At 71.9% G+C, this 19,727-nt stretch carries 21 protein-coding genes and 2 pseudogenes; 16 read left to right on the forward strand and 7 right to left on the reverse strand.

Annotated features, from left to right (window positions below; all coding sequences use genetic code 11):
- Window positions 1-164 precede the first annotated feature (164 nt).
- Window positions 165-350: pseudogene (locus tag ACIGFK_RS19425) on the forward strand (MBL fold metallo-hydrolase); the annotation flags it as partial.
- A 26-nt stretch (window positions 351-376) separates the two neighbouring features.
- Window positions 377-550: a hypothetical protein gene (locus ACIGFK_RS19430; RefSeq protein ID WP_400052887.1), complete on the forward strand. Its 174-nt coding sequence runs from the start codon at window positions 377-379 to the stop codon at window positions 548-550.
- A gap of 314 nt (window positions 551-864) precedes the next feature.
- On the opposite strand, the gene ACIGFK_RS19435 is transcribed toward ACIGFK_RS19430, so the two are convergent.
- Window positions 865-1,599, reverse strand: coding sequence for an SDR family oxidoreductase (locus ACIGFK_RS19435; RefSeq protein ID WP_376657314.1), 735 nt, complete (start codon window positions 1,597-1,599; stop codon window positions 865-867).
- A gap of 71 nt (window positions 1,600-1,670) precedes the next feature.
- On the opposite strand from ACIGFK_RS19435, the gene ACIGFK_RS19440 reads away from it, so the two are divergent.
- Window positions 1,671-2,618 carry a LysR substrate-binding domain-containing protein gene (locus ACIGFK_RS19440; RefSeq protein WP_400052818.1) on the forward strand — a complete coding sequence of 316 codons (948 nt, stop codon included), beginning with the start codon at window positions 1,671-1,673 and terminating at the stop codon, window positions 2,616-2,618.
- 93 nt (window positions 2,619-2,711) lie between these two features.
- Complete coding sequence (locus ACIGFK_RS19445) at window positions 2,712-3,473, forward strand: maleylpyruvate isomerase family mycothiol-dependent enzyme (protein ID WP_376657316.1); 762 nt, start codon at window positions 2,712-2,714, stop codon at window positions 3,471-3,473.
- 225 nt (window positions 3,474-3,698) lie between these two features.
- Here ACIGFK_RS19445 and ACIGFK_RS19450 read toward each other — a convergent pair whose 3' ends face one another.
- Window positions 3,699-4,046, reverse strand: a complete 348-nt coding sequence (locus ACIGFK_RS19450; RefSeq protein WP_400052820.1) for a hypothetical protein — start codon at window positions 4,044-4,046, stop codon at window positions 3,699-3,701.
- A gap of 197 nt (window positions 4,047-4,243) precedes the next feature.
- Here ACIGFK_RS19450 and ACIGFK_RS19455 point away from each other — a divergent pair, with 197 nt between their 5' ends.
- From ACIGFK_RS19455 to ACIGFK_RS19485, 7 genes are all read left to right on the forward strand, one after another.
- A complete protein-coding gene (locus ACIGFK_RS19455; protein WP_376657318.1) occupies window positions 4,244-4,576 on the forward strand; it encodes a hypothetical protein in 333 nt (110 codons plus the stop codon).
- Window positions 4,577-4,586: 10 nt separating this feature from the next.
- Window positions 4,587-5,873 (forward strand): DUF2716 domain-containing protein, encoded by a 1,287-nt coding sequence (locus tag ACIGFK_RS19460; protein ID WP_400052822.1) that lies wholly within the window; start codon window positions 4,587-4,589, stop codon window positions 5,871-5,873.
- Window positions 5,874-6,261: 388 nt separating this feature from the next.
- Entirely contained in the window at window positions 6,262-6,669 is a 408-nt protein-coding gene (locus ACIGFK_RS19465; RefSeq protein WP_400052823.1) for a hypothetical protein, read from the forward strand.
- The gene (locus ACIGFK_RS19470) at window positions 6,575-7,045 is read left to right on the forward strand and encodes a hypothetical protein (protein WP_400052825.1); all 471 of its coding nucleotides are present in this window, start codon (window positions 6,575-6,577) and stop codon (window positions 7,043-7,045) included. The genes ACIGFK_RS19465 and ACIGFK_RS19470 overlap by 95 nt, the downstream gene beginning before the upstream one ends.
- Complete coding sequence (locus ACIGFK_RS19475) at window positions 7,032-7,358, forward strand: hypothetical protein (RefSeq protein WP_376657322.1); 327 nt, start codon at window positions 7,032-7,034, stop codon at window positions 7,356-7,358. The genes ACIGFK_RS19470 and ACIGFK_RS19475 overlap by 14 nt, the downstream gene beginning before the upstream one ends.
- Before the next feature lie 238 nt (window positions 7,359-7,596).
- Window positions 7,597-8,136 carry an ArsR/SmtB family transcription factor gene (locus ACIGFK_RS19480; protein WP_376657323.1) on the forward strand — a complete coding sequence of 180 codons (540 nt, stop codon included), beginning with the start codon at window positions 7,597-7,599 and terminating at the stop codon, window positions 8,134-8,136.
- Entirely contained in the window at window positions 8,133-9,452 is a 1,320-nt protein-coding gene (locus ACIGFK_RS19485) for an MFS transporter (RefSeq protein ID WP_376657324.1), read from the forward strand. The genes ACIGFK_RS19480 and ACIGFK_RS19485 overlap by 4 nt, the downstream gene beginning before the upstream one ends.
- A gap of 63 nt (window positions 9,453-9,515) precedes the next feature.
- On the opposite strand, the gene ligA is transcribed toward ACIGFK_RS19485, so the two are convergent.
- Complete coding sequence (gene ligA / locus ACIGFK_RS19490; protein ID WP_400052828.1) at window positions 9,516-11,585, reverse strand: NAD-dependent DNA ligase LigA; 2,070 nt, start codon at window positions 11,583-11,585, stop codon at window positions 9,516-9,518.
- 305 nt (window positions 11,586-11,890) lie between these two features.
- Between ligA and ACIGFK_RS19495 the strand changes: the two genes are divergently transcribed.
- A complete protein-coding gene (locus ACIGFK_RS19495; protein ID WP_376657326.1) occupies window positions 11,891-12,232 on the forward strand; it encodes a HopJ type III effector protein in 342 nt (113 codons plus the stop codon).
- 475 nt (window positions 12,233-12,707) lie between these two features.
- On the opposite strand, the gene ACIGFK_RS19500 is transcribed toward ACIGFK_RS19495, so the two are convergent.
- On the reverse strand, window positions 12,708-14,258 hold the full coding sequence (locus tag ACIGFK_RS19500) for a GMC family oxidoreductase (protein WP_400052830.1): 1,551 nt from the start codon (window positions 14,256-14,258) through the stop codon (window positions 12,708-12,710).
- A 174-nt stretch (window positions 14,259-14,432) separates the two neighbouring features.
- Between ACIGFK_RS19500 and ACIGFK_RS19505 the strand changes: the two genes are divergently transcribed.
- On the forward strand, window positions 14,433-14,834 hold the full coding sequence (locus ACIGFK_RS19505; protein ID WP_400052832.1) for a hypothetical protein: 402 nt from the start codon (window positions 14,433-14,435) through the stop codon (window positions 14,832-14,834).
- A gap of 48 nt (window positions 14,835-14,882) precedes the next feature.
- Here ACIGFK_RS19505 and ACIGFK_RS19510 read toward each other — a convergent pair whose 3' ends face one another.
- From ACIGFK_RS19510 to ACIGFK_RS19520, 3 genes and pseudogenes are all read right to left on the reverse strand, one after another.
- Window positions 14,883-15,140, reverse strand: a complete 258-nt coding sequence (locus ACIGFK_RS19510; RefSeq protein ID WP_376657329.1) for a hypothetical protein — start codon at window positions 15,138-15,140, stop codon at window positions 14,883-14,885.
- Between the two features lie 701 nt (window positions 15,141-15,841).
- Window positions 15,842-15,991 (reverse strand): annotated as a pseudogene (locus tag ACIGFK_RS19515) (RNA-binding protein); the annotation flags it as partial.
- A gap of 209 nt (window positions 15,992-16,200) precedes the next feature.
- On the reverse strand, window positions 16,201-16,428 hold the full coding sequence (locus tag ACIGFK_RS19520; RefSeq protein ID WP_386465764.1) for a hypothetical protein: 228 nt from the start codon (window positions 16,426-16,428) through the stop codon (window positions 16,201-16,203).
- Window positions 16,429-16,714: 286 nt separating this feature from the next.
- On the opposite strand from ACIGFK_RS19520, the gene ACIGFK_RS19525 reads away from it, so the two are divergent.
- The 3 genes from ACIGFK_RS19525 to ACIGFK_RS19535 all read left to right on the forward strand — a co-directional run bounded on the left by ACIGFK_RS19525 (window position 16,715) and on the right by ACIGFK_RS19535 (window position 19,590).
- Entirely contained in the window at window positions 16,715-17,572 is an 858-nt protein-coding gene (locus ACIGFK_RS19525) for a hypothetical protein (protein WP_376657331.1), read from the forward strand.
- A 111-nt stretch (window positions 17,573-17,683) separates the two neighbouring features.
- Window positions 17,684-18,697, forward strand: coding sequence for an SPFH domain-containing protein (locus ACIGFK_RS19530; protein ID WP_376657332.1), 1,014 nt, complete (start codon window positions 17,684-17,686; stop codon window positions 18,695-18,697).
- Window positions 18,694-19,590: a hypothetical protein gene (locus tag ACIGFK_RS19535; protein WP_400052834.1), complete on the forward strand. Its 897-nt coding sequence runs from the start codon at window positions 18,694-18,696 to the stop codon at window positions 19,588-19,590. Before ACIGFK_RS19530 ends, ACIGFK_RS19535 begins: the two co-directional genes overlap by 4 nt.
- Window positions 19,591-19,727: the final 137 nt, after the last annotated feature.

A 19,727-nucleotide genomic window follows, 5' to 3' on the forward strand; every position in this document is an offset into this window, starting at 1 on the left:
CCAGGAGATCGGTCAGCGGCTGTACTGGCTGACGGACGGCTTCTACCAGATCATGTTCCTGGTGACCAAGCGTCACCCCCCCCCCCACACACAAGACGCAGCGCGTCATCGCCGTGGACGCTCCCCCGCCCCTGGGGGGCGACATCCTCTGCGCCATCGAGGAAGTGGCACCGGGTGCCCGTATCAGCCACCTGGTGTACACCCACCACCACGCGGACCACATCGGCGCGGCGGACAAGCTCCGTGACGCGACCCTCCCGAAGCTGGTGATCATCGCTCACGAGCAGACCGCACACCTGCTGAAGCAGGTGCCCGAGTCCATCGTCTACCCCGGCTGGGTCCCCTCTTCGCCAAGTACCCCGACAACCCTCGGGCCGTGTTCAAGGAGTACCTCGACATCCTCACCCGGACCACGGCCGACGCCGTCACCCAGGCCTGGACCAGCCGGCTCGGCGGCGCCGACGTCTTCACCTTCGACAACGCCTGGACCACGGTCGAATCCCTGAGGCTCGACCACAAGGTCCTCGGCCCCTTCGGCACCCGCCCCTGACCCTGAGCCGGCCTCTGTCAGGGACGTGAGACCTAACGCAACGGTGCTGGGGCCGTCGTCCCTTCCGGATCCTTCGCACGCCGGTCGACACCCTCCACGCCCAACACCCGGAGCTGCGGAGCCTCGTCCAGGACCGCCTCGGGTCGGCACGCTTCACCGACACCGGCGTGGTCGTCACCGATCGCACCATGACTGTCGCGCGCCTCGGCCTCACCCTGAACCGCACCTGAGGGGTCCCGGCCCGGCGGAGAGGACGGCGGGGGTCGAAAACGCCCCGGCAAGCAGGCTTCGGGCGGAGACTGCGCGGCACGGCCTCACCAGGGAATCGGCCCGTCCTCGGCCAGAAGGGCGCCCGTCGGGCCGTCCTCTCCCACGGTCGCCAGGTCGACCACGACGGCCGCGCCCTCCTCCGCCGTGCGAATCCCGGAGTGGCGGTTGAGGTCGGTCGCGCAGTAACCGGGACTCACCGCATTGACCAGGATCCCTTCGGCCCGCAGTTCATTGGCGTAGAGCACCGTGATGGCGTTCAGCGCGCTCTTCGAAGTGCAGTAAGGCAGGAGGACCGAGGTGTAGGCGGACCACGGGCTGCCCGGGTCGGCCTGGTGGGTGAGGGAGCCGAGTTCGCTGGACATGTTGACGATGCGTGCGGCGGCGGAACGGCGGAGCAGGGGCAGCATGGCGTGGGTCACCGCGATGACGCCGAACACGTTGGTCTCGTAGACCTGCCGGACGGTGGCGGCGGTGGATTCACTCGGCTTTTGCGGTCCGGCGGCGATCGCGGCGTTGTTGACGAGGATGTCGAGGCGGCCGAACGTGGCGTCGATGTGCTTGGCAGCCGTCCGGAGCGAGTTCTCGTCGGTGACGTCCAGCGGTACGAACCGTACGTCGGCGCCGTCGGCGCGAAGCTCCCCGGCCGCCGCCTCGCCCCGCTCGGCGTCGCGGGCGCCGATCAGCACGGTGATGCCGAGGGCCCCGAGCCTGCGCGCCGTTTCCTTGCCGATGCCCTTGTTCGCACCGGTGATCAGAGCAGTCTTCTGCGAAGTCGTCATGGCACCCAGCCTCCCCCCACCCATGGCCGTCGGGGAAAGACCGGAAGACTCTGGATCTATAGTCCGGGGATATGAATGAGCTGGAAGTGCGGGAGCTGAGGTACTTCATCGCGGTGGCCGAGGAACTGAACTTCAGCCGGGCCGCTGGGCGCCTTGGGATGGCGCAGCCCCCGCTGTCGAAGGCGATCGCCCAGATGGAGTCCCGGCTCGGTGTACGCCTGCTGGAGCGCACCACCCGGCAGGTCAGGCTGACCAACGCCGGTCAGGTGCTGCTCGACCAGGCCCGGATCGCGGTCGACGCGGTGCACGCGGCGGCCCGGCGAGCACGCCGTGCTGGTCAGCCGGCACCCCAGCTCGTCGTGGCGGTCAAACCGGGGGGCGATGCCGGGCTGCTGCGGGAGATCCTCGCCGCCTATAGGGGGACGGGTCCGCATCTGCCGCCGCCCGAAGTCGTCGTCGGCGGCAGCGGAGAGCCGATCGCCATGCTGCGGGACGGCCGGGCCGACGTAGCGCTGCTGCGCAGCCCGTTCGACGGTCAGGGGCTGGATTCCCAGACGCTCGTGGTCGAGCCGCGACTGGCCGTCCTCCCCGCCGGGCACCGCCTGGCCGGACGCCGGCGCCTGCGGCCGGCCGACCTCAAGGGCGAACCGGTCCCGCGCTGGAAGGGAGCGGCCCCCTCCACCACCGCCTACTACACCGGATGCGACGGAGCGGAAGCAGGCGATGGCCACACGGGCTCGGCGCCGGCCGACACTCCCGAGGGGCCGCTCGTGGCCAGTGTCGAGCAACTCCTGGAGGTGGTCGCGCTGGGACAGGCGGTGGCGTTCCTGGCACTCTCCACCACCGAGCGGCACCAGCGCCCGGACATCGCATACCGGCCGGTCACCGGCCTCAGTCCCAGCAAGGTCAAGGTCGCCTGGCCGGAGACCTCCCGATCGGCAGCCGTCGCGGCTTTCGTCCGAGCCGCCCACGACGTCGCCGCCCACCACCCCGGCCACATGACCGCACTGGCCTACTGACCGGCGACGCTCGCCCCCCGCCATGCCCCTCCCGCAGCTGAGGGCGTGGAAAATCGGGTGCGGTCGGCTGAGCTGCGGTGATAGGCAAGCGCCGTGACCCAGAGACTTGAGTATTCCGCCCTGCTGCAGCTGATGGACGAGCGGTCGGCCGCGTTCCGGAGTGCGGTTGCCTCCGCGCCCAGCCTTGACGCGCCGGTGCCGTCCTGCCCCGAGTGGACGTTGTTCGATCTCGTGCAGCACCTGGGTACGGGCCAGCGCTGGTGGGCCGCGATCGTCGCCGCGGGCCCGGCCGAGGCTCCGCCGGCCAAGGACGCCGCGGAGGCGCCGCGCGAGCTCGAGGCGCTGCTGGCCTGGTACGCCGAGTCGAACGAGCTGCTGCTGAGTGCGCTGCGCGAGGCCGGCCCGGAGCGCGAGTGCTGGACCTGGTGGAGCGCCGGCGTGTCGCCGGCGAATGCGTGGGGCGTTGCCCGGCGCCGGGTGCACGAGGTGCTGGTGCACACCTACGACGCCCAGCTCGCCGCGGGCGCCGTGCAGCCGATGCCGGCGGACGTCGCGATCGACGGCGTGGCCGAGTTCCTCGACACGTGCAACTCCACCCCGGCGGCCTGGCCGCACGAGGCCGCCACCATCCACTACCACGCCACCGAGGGCCGCTCCTGGCTCCTCGTGCTGGACGGCACCGGCGCCTGGCCCGCACCCCTCACGGACGACGCCGCGCCCGCCTCCGCTTCGGCCACGGGCACGGCCGAGCAGCTGCTCCTCTTCGTCTGGGGCCGCCTCACGCTGAACGACCTGAAGTTCGAGGGCGATCGGCAGGTGTTCGAGCAGCTGATCGCCTGGGAGCCCGAGGAGTAGCCGCAGCCGTCGGCCTGCTCGTCGTCGGTCTCCTCGACAGCCAACGCAACCGCTCGCCAGTCGGCGGCATCGAAGCCGTACCCCACGTAGTGCGACAGCAGCTCCAGGAAACGCCCGCAGCTCGCCGCATTCGGCGAGGGCTCTGCCCTGCCAGGGTGACCCCGGCGCGCCGGCCATCGCCGGTGGAGCATGACGACACGGGCCGCTGGAGGGGACCAAGTGTCATCAGGGGATGGTGAGTTCGCGCCCGGTGAGCTTCCCGTCGGGGGTGAGGGTGAAGGCTGTGGGGTCCATGCTCGTGGTGCCGTGGGCGTCCTCGCCGTACGCCTTGAGCGTGATCGACTCGGCCTTGCCCATGTGGATCTCCGCCTCGGCGGCGCGCGCCCACGTGTTGACGCGGATGTACGCCGACCAGTGCAGTACCTCTTGGGACCGCCAGCCGCCCCACGTCGCCTCGGGGAGAAGGCCCGCCGCCGGGCCCTGCCGGACGGCGAAGGCGCCGGCAGCCGACAGTACGGCGGCCAGGACGAGGTGGATCGCCGTCACGCGGGACGGGCGGCGTAGCGCGGGCACGGGGGGCTCCTGTCGTTCGGTCGACGGCGGCCGGCTCTCGTCGTGCCACCCGAGGCAGAGACGGCCGGGAGCGAGCGCGGGTTCCCGATCGGCGGCGTGGATGACTCGTGATGGCCTTGCTGCTGAGTCAGTTCTGGCGAACGTGAGTCGGGACAGCCGGGAACACATCGCGAACAGGAACGGGGACCGTGGCCGGCGTGGCCACGTCCCTGCACACGCAGGAGATCGAGCACGGGTGGGCCGACCGGCAGCGCGAAGCCTGCCGGCACCTGCCCTTTCCGCTGACGGAGTACGTCGCGGGGTGGGCCGGGCTGTGCCTCGGCCTGGCGGCGGTGGCGGTCTGCGTGCTGCTCGTGCGCCGGCTCCGCGGACGGTACGGAGGCCGGCTCGGGGAGACCTGGCCGGGCCTCGTCGCCCGTACCACCGTCTGGTTCGACGTCCTGGCGATCCCGATGGAACTGATCCAGCTGTACGTGGCTCCCCGTGGCCGATCGGATAACCGCTCGCAGGGCGTCTTTCCGACCGCCTAGGGTCCTGATCATGGACTTGGGTGAGCAGTGGGCGCAATGGAACGGACTCCGGGGGAAGGTCCCCGCGTGGCATCCGGTCGGTGTGGTCGTCGAGGCCGACGCGCCGGTCGTACGCCGTCACTACGGGACGCACGGCACCGTCGAGCACGCCCCGCTCGCCCCCGGTACCGATCTCGCCGCGATGGTGCGGCGGCAGCAGGAGGCGTTCGCGGAGCGCGGCGAGCCGGTGGAGTGGAAGGTGTACGGGCACGACTCGCCGGACCTGGGCCCGGCGCTGACCGCGGCGGGGTTCGCGCGGGGCCCGGAGCGTTCCGTACTGATCGTCGGAGGCCTGCGCCCCGAGGAACGCGAGACGCTGCCCTCCGAGGTGCCCGAACGCGCGCCGGAGCCCCACCGGCAGGGCGTGCACAGCCTGTACGGCGTGCGTGAGCAGGCCGAGCGGGCCTGGCAGGTCGCCGTCGAGTCCCCCGGACCCCACGCGATGCCGTACGCCGAGATGACCGCGGACGGCGCCTCGAACGAGGGGGACGTGTTCATCGAGGTCCTGCTCGAGGACGGACTGGTCACCGCAGTGGCCTGGGCCCACGGCGACGAGCAGCCCTTCACCGTCGTCGGCGGCCTGACCAGCGACGACGAAGACTTCGTCCGGGCCTGCACCGACCGCTGGCGCCGCCTGAACTGGCTCCGGTGCCCGCTCCTCGCCGAGGCGGACGGCCCCCTGCGCGCGTCACTGCTGAAGGCCGGCTTCACCGAGGCCACCTCGGTCCGCTCCTACCACTGGAGCCCGCCGCGCGCGCCCGAGCCCGCCCGGCCCGCACAGTTCCTCGACTGGCTCCACGACGACGGTCCTCTGTGGGACCGCTTCTACGCAGACTTCGACTTCAAGCCGAGCACCACCTATCGGCCCGCCATCACGGAGCCGTCCCCCTCGGCAGTCTGGAACCTGCACTCCCACCACCGGATCGTCCCGGACCTCCCCGCGGAGCTCGATGCGATCGTCCAGCGCGGACTGCTCGCCGCCACCGAGCCCGGGGAGTTCGTGTACTGGCTGGACTGGCAGCACGACGGCTACCGCTACGACCCCCGCCGCGTCGGCGTGCCCGGCCGTCCCGCGGTCCCCGGCCTCGGCACGTACCCCGACGGCGACTACTACCTCCACCTCACCCATGACCTGCGCCTGGGCACCTTCGGCCACCCCTGGGAGCAAACCCTCACCGTGTGGGGACCGGCACTCCTCAACGCCGTCGAAGGAGGGCTGACCGACCTGCTCGGAGAACCGGTCAGACGGCGGGACTGAGCGCGGGCCCGCAGGTCCTCCCCCACGACTGTCGTCGGCCGGTCGGACACCCTGGGCTTCGGTACGGGTCTGTTCGGTACGGGTCTTCCTGATTTCCGCCCAGGCGCTGATGATGCGGCATCAGTCTCGGCAGCCGGCGTCGCCAAGGGCGGGGGGTTCTGCGATGGAGTCCGGGCGGGAACTCGTGGCGGCGGTCCGGCGGGGGGGATGCGGAGGGCGTGAGCGCACTGCTGGAGGCGGGAGCGGATCCGGACACGCTCACGGACGACGGGCTGCCCGTTCTGTGCCTGGCGGTCGGTGCGCATCACGCTGCCGTCGCGGGAGCGTTGGTCAAGGGGGGTGCGGACCCGGACCTGTCCTCCGTGGCAGGACAGCGGAGTTCGGCCCCGTGCGCGAGGAGGCTGTCGACGACGACAGGGACGACGAGGTGGCCCAGCTGACGCTCGGCGGCCTCACGGTCCGTGCCGGGCACGGGGCGATCCTCACGGAACTGGAGTGTGCCTTCGGCATCCTGACACCCGTGGATGAGCTGGTCGACAGAGCCATGGCGCACGAGGACGGCCACGTCGGGTGGGAGTTCGCCGTGGCGGCCCTCGCCCATCGCCGTGACATCGAGACGTTCCTCGCGGTGACCGCCCACCGGCACGATCCGGACCCACGCCTTCGCTGGTTCGTCCTCGACGTCTTCCGTTTCCTACCTGATGCAGCCCTACCGGAACATCTGGCTGCGGCAGCGCATCCCGTTCGGGAAGGAGACCGCGGACGTCCTCGTGGCCTGGGCCATGGACGCCGATGAGGAGGACCCGCCCATCCTGGTCGAGGTGCTCCAGGCCCTGGGCCGGCTGAAACACCCTGAGCTGGAGTCCGTGGGACTACGGCACGCCGGTCACCCGAGCCCGGACGTCCGGGTCAGGGTCCCCGACCTCGTGTTCGACTGGCGCGCCTTTCACCTTCCCCCGGGCCCCGCCGAGGACGCCCTGCTGAGGCTCGCCACGGACGAGGACCCGCGCGTGCGAAGCAAGGCGGGCGGCCAACTGGTCTTCGGCGACGACGGGAGCAGCGAGTTCACCGACGCCCTCGTCTCTCAGGGTGTGCGCGGGCATGGCGCGGAAGGGGACCGCCGTGTTCGCCCCGTCCATGGCCTGGCACGATGCCGAGATGGAGGGAAGTGAAGGCACGGCGAACCTGTCCGAGCCCGGCGGGCTGCCGGCATCGCTGTCCAACAGGCCGGTCGTCTCCGTGCGGTACGGCCGGTTCCCGGAGGGCCCGACCTCTGGTCACGGGCCCGGCTCGAAGCTGATGAACCGGGAGATCGCCCACGACACCGTGACGCGCATCGTCACATGGTTCGGGCCCGAGGCGAGTTGGTGGACCAACCGGGACGGCAGGTCCTGGGATCCCGTGACCGCCTGCACGTTCGACGGCGTGGTCGCCGGAAGCGGCGGCGAGCACTTTGCGGTCCTGATCCAGGTCGGGGAGGACTGAGCCGACGATCACCCGCGGCCTTCCCGGCTCGCCGGGTTCCGTCGGCTTCGCCGCCGCTTGATGGACGGACCCTCTCAGTCGGCTCCGAATGCCTCGACGGATGGCTGCACCGCGGGCAGCCCCCACAGCTCCAGGGACACCCTCCGGAGCGAAGGGCGTGCGCGCCCGGACAGCCGATTCCGAACTCCCGGACGAAAACCCCTTGCCCAATGGTCAAGAAACGTTGACCATTTGAGGCATGCCGACCGACGATCTTCCCGAGACGTTCCACGTCACCACTGACGAGCAGCTGCGCGCCGTCTCCAATCTCACGCGCCACCGGATCATGGCCGTGCTCCGCTTCGAGCCCGCCACCATCACGCAGATCGCCGCGCGAGTGGGCCTCGCGAAGGGGAGCTCCAGCTATCACGTACGGCTGCTCGAACGGGCCGGCCTGGTGAAGGTGGTGCGGACGCGGAAGGTTCGGGGAGTCAACGAGCGGTACTACGCGATGGCCGCGCGGTCGATCGTGCTGCCGGATCCGGGCGAAGGAGGGCCGGACGTGCTGATGCGGCACGCGGTCGCGGACCTGGAGGCCGCGCCGGCGGATGCCGAGCGGCACGTACGGATGGCGCATCTGCGGCTCACCGACGCGCAGTTCGCAGAGCTGGGGGCCCGGTTGGAGGCCCTGGCGGACGAGTACCGGGCGCTGTCCGATCCGTCGCTGCCGGACGCGTCGCTCGTCTTCGCACTGTTCCACCCGGCATCGCGCGAGCAGTCCGAAGGGGACGCCAAGTGACCTCAGACATAAGGAAGTTGCCGACCGGGTTCGGACGGCTGTGGACCGCCCAGACGGTGTCCTCGCTCGGTGACGGCGTGACCCATGCCGCGCTGCCGCTGCTCGCACTGACGCTGACGCGGGACCCGATGGCGCTCGCCGTCGTCTCGGCCGCCGGAACACTGCCGTGGCTGCTCTTCGGAGTGCTCGGCGGTGCACTGGTGGACCGCTGGGACCGGCGGAGCACGATGTGGATCGCGGACACGGCGCGCGCCGTGCTGCTGGCGATACCGGCGGCAGCGGCCGTGCTCGACGTGCTGAGCATTCCGCTGCTCGCAGCCGTCGCCTTCCTGCTCGGCATCGGCGGGCTCTTCTTCGACACGGCCGCCACGGCCTACCTGCCGGACCTGCTCGGCCGCGACCCCTCGCTCCTCGAGCGCGCCAACTCCCGTCTGCGCGGCGCCCAGACCGCCGCGTCCGGCTTCGCGGGGCCGCCCGCGGGCAGCGCCCTGCTCACACTCGGGCGGGCGGTTCCGCTGCTCGCCGACGCGGTGTCGTTCGCGGTCTCAGCACTGCTCGTACGGTCGCTGCCCGCGGCACCCCGGCCCCCCGTACCGGAGGCGCGGGAATCGCTGCTGCGGCAGGCGCGGGCCGGCGCCTCGTACGTGTTCCGGGAACGGCTGCTGCTCGGGCTCGCGCTGCGCCCGGCGGTCGGGAACATCGCCTTCCTCGCCGTGGAGACCGTACTCGCCCTCTTCGCGCACGACCGCCTCGGCATCGACGCCTTCGGCTTCGGCCTGCTCCTCACGGCGGAGGCCACCGGCGGTCTGCTCGGCGCGGGCATCGCCTCCTTCCTCGGCCGGCGACTCGGCACCGGCGCCGCGCTCACCTGCACGGCCACGGTCGAGGGACTCGCCATCCTGCTCCTCGCCGCCGCCCCGAACCCGTACGTCGCCGGCCTCGCGCTCGCCGTCTGCGGAGCGGGAATGGGCGCCACGATGGTGCTCGGCCCCTCCCTCCGGCAGGCGATCGTCCCCGCCCACCTGATGGGCCGCGTCGCCTCCACCTCCCGCATGCTCTCCATGTGCGCCGCCCCGTTCGGCGCCTTCCTCGGCGGCTGGCTGGCCACCACCTATGACGTACGCACTCCGCTCTACACCGCCGCCGGCCTCCTGCTCGCCATGACCGCCGTCACGTCGACCATGACCAGCAACCGCCGGGTCGAGGCGGCGCTGCGTGCCGCCGCCCCCGCCGGTGATCCAGAACGCGCGGAATCCCGAGCGGGAAGCGGTCACGCTCCTGACGGGCCCGCCGTAGCGTGCGCGCGTGAACGCTGAAGATCCAAAGGGCGGCGCCGGACAGGGGCCATGGGGAGGGCCCTGTCCGCCGGGCGGTGATGGTCAGGAGATGGGCAGGAGGCCGGCGACGAGGACGGCGAACTCCTCGGGGCCGAGGATCCGGATGCCCAGTTCCTCGGCCTTGGTGCGCTTGGAACCGGCCTTCTCGCCCGCCACCAGCAGGGTGGTGCGCTTGGACACCGACGACGACGCCTTTCCGCCGGCCCGCTCGATCAGCTCGTTCATCTCGTTGCGGGACAGCACGGCGAGGGGGCCGGTCATGGAACCGGTCACCACGACGGCCTGTCCGGCCAGCGGGCCGCCCGCCGGCTCTTCGCCGTCGGTCGTGCCGGTCGCACCGCCTTGGGCCGTCGCGTCGGTCACGCGCTTCTGCGGCTCCGTGACCTGCGTGCCGACCTGCTGGGCCCGTAGCTTGTCGAGGAGCGGGGCGAGTTCGACGAGTTCGGCCGCGATGACGCGGGCCTTCTCGGTGCCGATGCCGTCGACCTCTGCCAGCGTGTCCGCGTCGGCGGCCCGGATCGCGGCCATCGACCCGAAGTGCGCGGCGATCCGGCGGGACATCGTGCGCCCGGTGCCGCGGACACCGAGGGCGCAGAACACGCGGCCCAGTGCGGCCCCGCGTGCGGTCTCGATCGCGGCCAGGAGGTTGGTGGCGCTCGTCTCACCCATCCGCTCCAGGCCGAGGAGCTGCTCGCGGGTCAGCGTGAACAGGTCGGCGACGTCCTTGACCAGACCGGCCTCCACCAGCTGGATCGCACGCGTGCCGCCGAGACCTTCGATGTCGAGCTGGTCCCGGCCCGCCGCGTAGATCACCGAGGCCACGGCCTGACAGCTCCGGCCGCGCACGCAGCGCCACCGCTGCTCGGAGGTGTCGATCGCGTCGCCGCATCGCGGGCACGCCTCGGGGAAGACGATCGGGCTCTCGGCACCGGTGCGCTGGTCGACCAGCGGTGCCTCGACCCGGGGGATCACGTCGCCGGCCCGGTACACGAACACCTGGTCGCCGATCATGAGCCCGCGACGGGTGATGTCGGACGGGTTGTGGAGCGTGGCGTAGGTGACCGTCACGCCGTCGATGACCACGGGCTCCAGGACGGCGCGCGGGGCGATGATCCCGGTCCGGCCGACGTTCCACTCCACCGCCAGCAGGCGCGTCACCTTGTGCTCCGCCGCCAGTTTGCGGGCCACCGCCCACCTCGGGGCGCGCGAGCCGTTGCCGGCCCGCCGCTGGTCCTCGGCCGTGTCGGCCTTGACGACGACACCGTCGATCCCGAAGGGCAGGTCTCCGCGCAGGCCGGCGATCGCGTCGATGCGTTCCTGCACCTGCGCCACGGTCTCGCATCGCAGCGGGGCCGCGGCCGTGCTGGCAGCCGTGTGCGCGCCGAGCACGGCCAGGTACTCCAGCAGAGCGAGGTGGCCGAGGCCCTCGTCCAGGCCGATCGCGCTGTAGGCGAAGAAGGTCAGCTCGATCCGGTAGGGGCGGTCCTTGGCCCGCAGGGTGCCGGCCGCTCCGCTGCGCGGGTGCGCGAAGGGCGGGGCCTCGTGTGCGAGCCGGATCCGGTTGGCCTCCTCGAACTGCGCGGTCGTCAGCAGCACCTCGCCGCGCAACTCGACGTCGATCGGCTCGGTGAGGACCGGCGGCAGACCGAGGACGGCGTCGGCGGCGTGGGTGATGTCCTCGCCGGCCAGGCCGTCGCCGCGGGTGAGGACCTGCACGAGACGGCCACCCCGGTAGCGGGCGGCGACCGCGAGGCCGTCGAGCTTCGGCTCCACGCACCACCCGGCCACCGGCTGCCCGAGACGCCGTTCCAGCCCCGCGGCCCACTCGGCGAGCTCGTCGGCGTCGAAGACGTTGTCGAGGGAGAGCATCGGCACCGAATGCGGGATGTCACCCTGCACGGCCCCGCCCGCCACCTTCCCGGTCGGCGACTCGGCGAGCACCTCGTCCGGGTGGGCCTCCTCGTAGGCCGCGATGGCGCGCAGCAACCCGTCGTACTCGTCGTCGCCGAGCGGGGTGGTCCCGTCGCCGTAGTACGCGGCCGACGCCGCCACGGCGGTGGTCACGGCCTCGACGTAGGCGGCGGGAGAGAGCAGGGCACTGTTTTCGGTCATGCAGGTCATCATCCTGCCCGGCACTGACAACGCCACCGCCGGACCCCGCTGTGCCACGGCACGCGGCCGGGGTACCTCGCGGAACGGGGCCGCAGCGGCGACGGCAGGCTGACCAGCACCGCCCCCGCGGCCGATCACCCGGACCGGATCCGGCTTCCGGCGGATCGCCCAGGCGCACCTTCGGACCTGCGGAGATGCCCCTCGTTCCGACATGTGGAGAGATCCGTACCAGCCGGCCACGAGGGGGTATCGTCGTCCGGTCACGGACGGCAACCGGATCGTCTGTTCAACCCAAGGGAGCCGACATGACCGACCTCAACTCGCTGCGGGTGAGCCTCGCGTCCGGTGAGCACGCGTTCGCCGACACCCTGGCCTTCGTCGCCGAGCACTACGAGTACCAGCCGCAGGCGTTCCGCAACGGGGAGCTGGAAAACGCCGCAGGGGAGAACGAGGGTTCCTGCAAGACGCTGGGACTGGCCCTGCTGGAAGGGCTGAGCGACCAGGAGGCGCTGCAGGCCTTCGGTGAGTACTACCGCGGCGTGCTGGCGACGCCGAACGACACGGACCACGGCAACATTCGCAACCTCCTGGCCCACGGCCTGGCAGGGGTGAGCTTCGCCGGCCAGCCGCTGGCCCGCAAGAGCTGAACCGCGCAATCAGGACCGCGCTCGGGGTGTTCGTGTTCGGGTCCGCTGATGGCCAGGTCCCGAGAACTATCGGGATCGACCGGCTCGGACGGGGCTGCCGCCACGAGGACGAGGTCGAAGAGCTTGTCCCGGCGGGGCACTGCAGGGTCGGCCGCGAGCCGGAGCAGGAAGGGCAGGACCTCCGGCATCACCAGGCTGATGTGCATCGGTCCCGTCATCACCAGCCAGTCCAGCGCCTGTTGCGCAGCCGCGGCACCGTCGGGATCAACCAGGCCGCGCAGCACGGCCGGGACACCCTCCGTGCCACCGTGCAGCGCCGGCCGGGCGGCCTCCTCACATCCCGCCAACGCGGGCTGCGGGGCGGGACCCCCCGCCAGAGCCAGATGCGGGTGCGCCGCCGTCAGACCCGCGATGATCTGTCAGGACAGGTTCCGCTGCCGCTGCCGCAGCAGATCACGAGCGACGCCGGGCTCCTCTACGACCTCGCCGATGACGGCAAGGGCGACTGGGCACCCGAGGGCTCCGTCTCGGCCCGCAGCAACGCCGCAATGTGTTCGGCAAGCATGAGCGTCGGCACGTGGGTGTTCGCCGACGGCACGTCCGGCATGATCGACGCATCGACCACCCACAGGTCCTCCAGTCCGTGCACCCGGCCGGCCGGATCGACGACCGCCCCGGCTGCCGGGCCAGGGCCCATCGCGCAGGTGCCGACCGGATGGTGGTAGGTCCACACCTTCGCGCGGACGAACCGTCCGATCGCCACGTCGCTGTCCTCGTCCGGCGCGCTCACCACTCCAGCGGAGAGGGTGCCCAGCGGCCCCTCCCGTGCCACCCGCCACGCACGGCGTACCCCCTCCACCAGCCGCGGCAGGTCGGCGGGGTGCGAGAAGTAGGCGAGGTCGACCCGTGGCGCCTCGAGCGGGTCCGGTGAGCGCAGCCAGACCCGGCCCCGCGACCGCGGCTTGAGCAGTGCACCGCCGACGAAGAACGTGCCGCCGGTCGCGGCACCCGCAGTGTCGAACGGGCCTCCGACGATCAGCTGCAGGTCCGGCGGCTCGCGGTGTTCGTCGGCCTGCGCGCTGTGCAAGGTGGCGACGAGCTGGAAGCGGCGCCGCGGGCGCTCGTCCCCCGCGTAGGCGGCATCGACGGACACCGCGGGGTGATCGGCGAGGTTGCGGCCGACGCCCGGCAGGTCCAGCGTCGGCTCGATGCCCAGCGAACGCAGCTCGTCGGCCGGGCCGATCCCCGACCGCAGCAGGACGGCCGGGCTGCAATAGGTGCCGGCCGAAACGATCACGCGATCGGCGTGCACGATCTCCCCGTCCGCCAGCCGCACCCCGGCCGCGCCCCCGCGGTCGAGGACCACGCGGTCGACCGGCGCCCCGCCCCGTACGGTGAGATTGCTCCGTGCCCGGGCCGCCGCCAGGTACGTCGACGCCGCGCCCAGACGCTCCCCTGCGACCTCGTTGACCGGAAGCGGGCCGACTCCCACCGCGCCCGGAGCGTTGTGATCAGCGATCTCCGGCACGCCGGTCGACGCGATCGCTTCCTGCCCGGCCGAGGCGATGTCGCTGCGTCCCCCGCCCGCATACCGGCGGACGGGAATCGGGCCGTGGCCGCCGTGATACGGCTCGTGGCCGAAGTCGAGGTCGTTCTCCAGCGCGACGAACCAGGGCAGTACGTCGTCCCAGCCCCAGCCGGGACTCCCCCGTGCCGCCCAGGCATCGAAGTCGTACGGCGAACCGCGCAGGGCGAAGGCCGCATTGGTGGTCGAGGAGCCGCCGATCACCTTCCCGCGCGGCAGGGCGATCGCCTGCCCGGCCGGGCCGGGCTCGCTCGACAGACCCCAGTCGTGCGAGGCGGTGTGCGGTCCGGAGCCGTCCCGCAGCTCGGCGGGGAGTTCCACGTAGTCCGGCCCGGCCTCCAACAGGAGCACCCGCATCGAGGAGTCCTGGCTGAGCCGCGCCGCCAGCACGCATCCGGCAGCCCCGCCGCCCACGATCACCAGGTCGTACCCGACCGCCATATTCCGACCGTACGCCTACGCCGCGTGAGCGGGTAGCCCGGCATCCGAACCGCCCCGACTCCCGCCGAAGGGGACGCGGGGACGTGGGGTAGCTTCGTCGGCACCGAAGGGCGGGGGGAGCTCATGGGGATGGCCGAAGCCGAGATCTTGACTTGCGCCGTGTGCAGCGCCCGGTTGACCGCACCGGTACGCGAGGTGCACCCGCCCGCGGAGGACGAGACATGGACGCCCCTCGACTCCCCTGTGGAGCCCTGCCCGCCCAGGATGGCACCCGGCACCTTCGCCCGAGAGCCGCAGCCGGGCCGCATCGCCTGGGGCCCGCTGCCCAGACGCTTCGGGAAGTCCAAGGCGGGGCGCGGTCCGGGGACGGACCTGCTGCTGAGCCCGGGCGACCTGGTCGGCACCACGAAGATCCTGAGCCGCTGGAGCGGCTGCTGCGGGCCGGGCGGGCTCGACGGGCCGAATCTGGCCTGCGCGGGGTGTGGAGCGGCGGTCGGGCTGTGGACCGGTGACTGCTACACCTGGCTGGAGGTCGTCCTCGACGGGCGCCTGATCAGGCGCTCCCTGCCCGCTTAGCTACCTCTCCGCAACCCGCCAGGACGGGCGCTCCCGCGGCGGGCCAGCTCAGGTGACCCTGACACGCAGGACGTACGACTCGCCCGCACTGATGGCCCGCGCCTGTTCCTGCAGGTCCGCGTCCGTGAAGCCCAGCAGCGCGTCGTCGGCAGCGCGCCTGAGAAGCGGAAGTATCTCGGCGACGGGGCGGCCGCGGCGCGCCGCCGCGAGCTCTGCGAAGGCCCGCTGGTAGGGCGCTCCGTACGTGCCCGTGCTGTCGGCCAGCAACCGGTCAAGGTGCTGCCTGCCGACGCTGATCTCGCCCATGGCCTGCTCCTCTCCTCCTCAGCGGTCCGTCCGATCCGGACCCTTGCCTTCGACGGTACGAGGCGGGTCTGACATCCCCGGCCCGAGCACGGCGCCCGTACTGATCAAGTCCCGGATGAACTGTGGCGGCTGCTGCCTGCGAACGGGGTTCCGGCCGGCCGATCTTGGGATGTGGGAGGATGCCGTCCATGACGTGCATGCGAAGGGGCCGTGCCTCGTAGAACACCGGCTTCACTTCGGTCGCGGGAACGCGGCTGGGCCAGCCCCTGGGTGCGGTACCGCGACGTCCCAGGGCTGTCCGGAGCGGCGAATGCCGCCGTCCGTGTGCTCGAACGGGAGCGGTGGTCTCCCGGCATCGTCGCGGTGGCACTGAGCGTGTGGTCCGTGCGCGTCCACGGCGTCAAGCGCCGGTGGAGGCCCTGGGAGGCCGAGTTCACCTGTCCGTGCTGCGGCGAAGGCTGGGCCCGGGACAAACTGCAAGACGCTCTGTTCATGCTTCCGCCACGGGCCGCCGGGGAACTCCGGGTGCAGGTGGAGCGGCTGGACGTGGTCCTCCTCAGGCGAACGCATCACGAGCCGTCGGCAGACCCGGAGTCGGCGTGGTGGCATCGCAGGTCCTGACGACGCCCGTACCACGCAGCGATTCGTCGGCTATGGCTCGTAGGGGATTTCACAGAGGCGCAGCGGCGGCAGCCCCGGCCGGCCCGCCCGAAGGCGGCAACGGCCTCCAGGTATGCCGCTTCGACCGGTCCGTGGTCGCTGACCGTGTCCTCGGCACCGGTGTAGTGGCCGCGCTCGTCGCGGTCCGCGGGGTCGTACTTGGTGATCCTGTGGACGAAGGCCGGCGACACAGGCCGCCCGGGCCGCCTGGGCCCGGTGTCCGGTGGTACGCGGTCTCGTTCGGGAGCCGGTGTTCCCAGGCCAGTGCTCGCGTGGCCACACGGTATCGGGTGTCCCGGTAGTGCCGGACCGGTCCGCCCACAGCCCGGTCCCCACGAACCGTGCCCCCCCCCAGCACGGAGCGCCGGCAGGGGCGGACGGAACCGAAATGGCCCGCCGGTCAGCCGGCCTCCTGGCGGGCGGGCGTCTTCCGCGTCTTGACGCCGCCAAGGATGAGCAGCAGTCCCAGGGCGACGACGCCGAGGTATGCGGAGGACGGAAGGTCTACGATCTTGTGCATCCAGCCCCACTCCGTTCCGAAGAAGGTCTGCGAAGCGAAGCTGATCAGCCCCTGGGCTCCTACGACATAGCCGATGCTTTCGATGGTGTATCCGATGGTTGTTCGCACGGATCAATCCTCTCGCGGCGATGCGGCAAGATCGTCCTCCACAGGGCCGAAAACGCAGTAGGCCAAAGGATGCAGTCGCTCGAGGAACGCACCGGCGCAGCTCCCCGCCGTGGACGAACGCGCATGGGTCGCATCTGCCTCTGCCGGATGCTCCGTTCGGCCATGCGGTTCACTCGTTGGGCGGACCTTCGCTGCCGCTTCTCATTCCGCGCAAGCTCGCCACCCGAAGCTGGTGCGGCCACCTGTCCGGCCCGGGAGGTGCTTGTCACGGTGAACGGGGAACCCCATGCCAGAGGACGTCACCGCACGGCCGGGCATTGCGCCCTCGGTCCGTCGCACTGCCGGGACCATGTTCGCCGCCCTCTACGGGGAGTTGCTCCCGCACCCGTGGCACGATCCCGGCTCCGAACACGACGCCTACCAGCTCTTCCACCAGCGGTCGCTGGCCATGGGCTGGCTCGATGACCGGGCGGCGTACCCCGCGGGCGGGGACACCTCCGGAGTCCTCGCGGGAAGCGGCGCCACGGGCCTGTGGGCCATGAACGATGCCGGATGGAGTCACCCGTCGGCCGCCTCGGCACCGGACCTGATCGCCTGGTTCCAGGTGGAGGCCGGCCCCGTCGCGGGTGACCGGCCGCTGCCCGTACAGCCGTTCCTGCGCTGCGCCGAGGACACGGTCGCGCGGATCGGTTCCGTCCGGCTCGCCGAAGTGCAGGTCCTCCTGCCACTTCAGGGGCTCGATGTTGCGTCGCGCCCGCCGCAGGCGCTCGTGCCGTCGTTGGGGACGGTGCACTGGTTCGGCGCACGCGACCCTCGGTCGCGGACTTCGGTGAAGGTGGGCATCAACAGCGGCCGCGTCCCTTCGGTTCCTGCGGTCGCAGAGCAACTCACCGACAGCATCCGCCACTTGGACCAGGATGTCTTCGTCACCCGGTCCGGTGAGCCAGCCGGTCCGGACGATGCCACCCCGCCGCCCTTCGACGACAGCTTCTGGAACGGTCCGCCCCGGCACGGCATCACGCTCCGCGGCGACCTCGCCGAGTGGTCCTGCGAAGCCGTCGGCTGGCTGGCCGAGACGGTGGCCGACTGCGCGGGCCGCCTGGGGGTCCACTCACCACTCCTGCTGTCCGTGACACGGGTCTGATCTGCGAATCGACCTCAACGGGCGTGGCGTTCGCACACCCTCCTTTTCGTCCCCTTGACGATATGAAGCCTGACGGTTATCGTCAGGGTGACGAAATCGAGGGGGTCCATCATGGCCGACATCACCCGGCGCTTCGGCTGGCGCCATCTGCGTTCCGCGCCCACCACCCACATCCGCCACCACAAGCGCGGCCGGCTCGTCCACGACGGCCGGGGGCTGAGTTTCTGGTACCGGTCGCTGTCGGCGGCGCTGTCCGAAGTACCCGTCGACGACCGGGAGTTGGCCATGGCGTTCCACGCCCGTACGGCCGACTTCCAGGACGTCACCGTGCAGGCCACCGTCACCTACCGGATCAGCGACCCGGCCGAGGCGGCGGACCGGCTCGACTTCTCCGTGGACCCGGACACCGGCAGCTGGCGCGGCGCGCCCCTGGAGCAGATCGCCACCCTCCTCACCGAGACCGCGCAGCAGCACACGCTGGACGTGCTGGCCCGGACCCCGCTGGCCGTCGCCCTGGTGGACGGCGTCGCCTCCGTACGACAGAGCGTCGGCGCCGGGCTCGCCGCCGAGCCCCGGCTCCCGGCCACCGGCATCGAGGTGGTGGCCGTGCGCGTCGTCGCGATCCGGCCCGAGGCCGAGGTGGAGCGCGCCCTGCGCACACCGGCCCGCGAGCAGATCCAGCAGGAGGCGGACCGGGCCACCTACGAACGGCGGGCCGTCGCCGTCGAGCGCGAGCGCGCGATCGCCGAGAACGAACTGGCCAGTCAGATCGAACTGGCCCGGCGCGAGGAGCAGTTGGTCGAGCAGCGGGGTATCAACTCGCGTCGCGAGGCCGAGGAGAAGGCGGCGGCCGACAGCGTACGGACCGAGGCCGAGGCGGCCCGCAAGGTCCGCCTGGCCCGTGCGGATGCCGCGGCGGCGCGCGAGACGGGGTCGGCGCAAGCCGAGGCCCAGGCTGCCTGGTTGCAGGTGCACGGCGAGGCCGGCCCGGGCACGCTGTACGCCCTGGCGGCGACCCGGCTGGCGGAGAACCTGCCGCGGGTCGAGAGCATCACGCTCACCCCGGACGTCCTCACCGGCCTCCTCAGCAAGCTCGGGCGTCCGGACCCCGGGGCGGACGCGTGACCCTGGCCCCTCGGGCGGTGCTCGTCCACCGCAGGACCGAGTACGAGGAACTGATCGACCGGCACGGGACGCACGGGCAGGCCGCGTTCTTCCTCTCCAGCCGGGGCCGGTCGATCGACGAGGTGGTGGAGCGCCACCAACGGACCCGGCAGGCGCTGCGGGAGGTGGCGGCGGCCGTGCCGCTCACCTGGCGCAGTTCCCAGGTCGAACGGGCGGACCTGGACCGCTTCCTGTTCGCGCCGGAGGACGTGGTGGTCGTGGTCGGGCAGGACGGCCTGGTCGCCAACACCGCGAAGTACCTCTCCGGGCAACCGGTGGTCGGCATCGACACCGACCCGGGACGCAACCCCGGCGTTCTGGTCCGTCACCGCTGCACCGACACGGCCGCCCTCCTGCGTGCCGCGAGCGCCGGGGGGCGGACGGAGGACCTGACCATGGTCGAGGCCGTCGCCGACGACACCCAGCGCCTTCTCGCACTGAACGAGATCTACCTGGGCCCGCCCAGCCACCAGACGGCCCGTTACCGTCTGGGCCCCGACGGCGAGAAGGGCCCGGGCGAGGCCCAGGCGTCCTCCGGCGTACTCGTCGGCACCGGCACCGGCGCCACCGGCTGGCTGCGCTCCTTGTGGCTGGAACGCGGCAGCACCGCACCGCTGCCCGCACCGTGCGACCGCCGGCTCCTGTGGTTCGTCCGCGAGGCCTGGCCGTCGCCCGCGACCGGAACGTCGAGGGTCTCCGGCCAACTGGAACAGCAGGAGGGGCTGCGACTGACCGTGGAGTCGGACCGGATCGTGGTCTTCGGCGACGGCATGGAGGCCGATGCCCTGCAGCTGACCTGGGGCCAGAGCGTACGCCTGGGCATCGCCGACACCTCGCTGCGCCTGCTGACGTGAGCGCCCCGTCCGGGCGCCCACTGCGCCGCGGTGGGGCTTCCGGGGGCCCGGATCTCTGCGGCGACGGTGAATCCGCTCCTCGAACGGTGCGGCGTACTCGAAGCAAGACGGGGCGCTGCGGCCTCGGGCGGACAACC

Source organism: Streptomyces sp. NPDC085524 (assembly GCF_044541755.1).
Lineage (GTDB): Bacteria > Actinomycetota > Actinomycetes > Streptomycetales > Streptomycetaceae > Streptomyces.

Coding starts and splice junctions, on each gene's coding strand:
- ACIGFK_RS19460 (WP_400052822.1), top strand. CDS start 4,587: ATGGACTTGGGTGAGCAGTGGGCGCAATGGAACGGACTCCGGGGGAAG.
- ACIGFK_RS19475 (WP_376657322.1), top strand. CDS start 7,032: ATGGAGGGAAGTGAAGGCACGGCGAACCTGTCCGAGCCCGGCGGGCTG.
- ACIGFK_RS19435 (WP_376657314.1), bottom strand. CDS start 1,599: ATGACGACTTCGCAGAAGACTGCTCTGATCACCGGTGCGAACAAGGGC.
- ACIGFK_RS19530 (WP_376657332.1), top strand. CDS start 17,684: ATGGCCGACATCACCCGGCGCTTCGGCTGGCGCCATCTGCGTTCCGCG.
- ACIGFK_RS19510 (WP_376657329.1), bottom strand. CDS start 15,140: ATGGGCGAGATCAGCGTCGGCAGGCAGCACCTTGACCGGTTGCTGGCC.
- ACIGFK_RS19440 (WP_400052818.1), top strand. CDS start 1,671: ATGAATGAGCTGGAAGTGCGGGAGCTGAGGTACTTCATCGCGGTGGCC.
- ACIGFK_RS19470 (WP_400052825.1), top strand. CDS start 6,575: ATGCAGCCCTACCGGAACATCTGGCTGCGGCAGCGCATCCCGTTCGGG.
- ACIGFK_RS19480 (WP_376657323.1), top strand. CDS start 7,597: ATGCCGACCGACGATCTTCCCGAGACGTTCCACGTCACCACTGACGAG.
- ACIGFK_RS19525 (WP_376657331.1), top strand. CDS start 16,715: ATGCCAGAGGACGTCACCGCACGGCCGGGCATTGCGCCCTCGGTCCGT.
- ligA (WP_400052828.1), bottom strand. CDS start 11,585: ATGACCGAAAACAGTGCCCTGCTCTCTCCCGCCGCCTACGTCGAGGCC.
- ACIGFK_RS19495 (WP_376657326.1), top strand. CDS start 11,891: ATGACCGACCTCAACTCGCTGCGGGTGAGCCTCGCGTCCGGTGAGCAC.
- ACIGFK_RS19500 (WP_400052830.1), bottom strand. CDS start 14,258: ATGGCGGTCGGGTACGACCTGGTGATCGTGGGCGGCGGGGCTGCCGGA.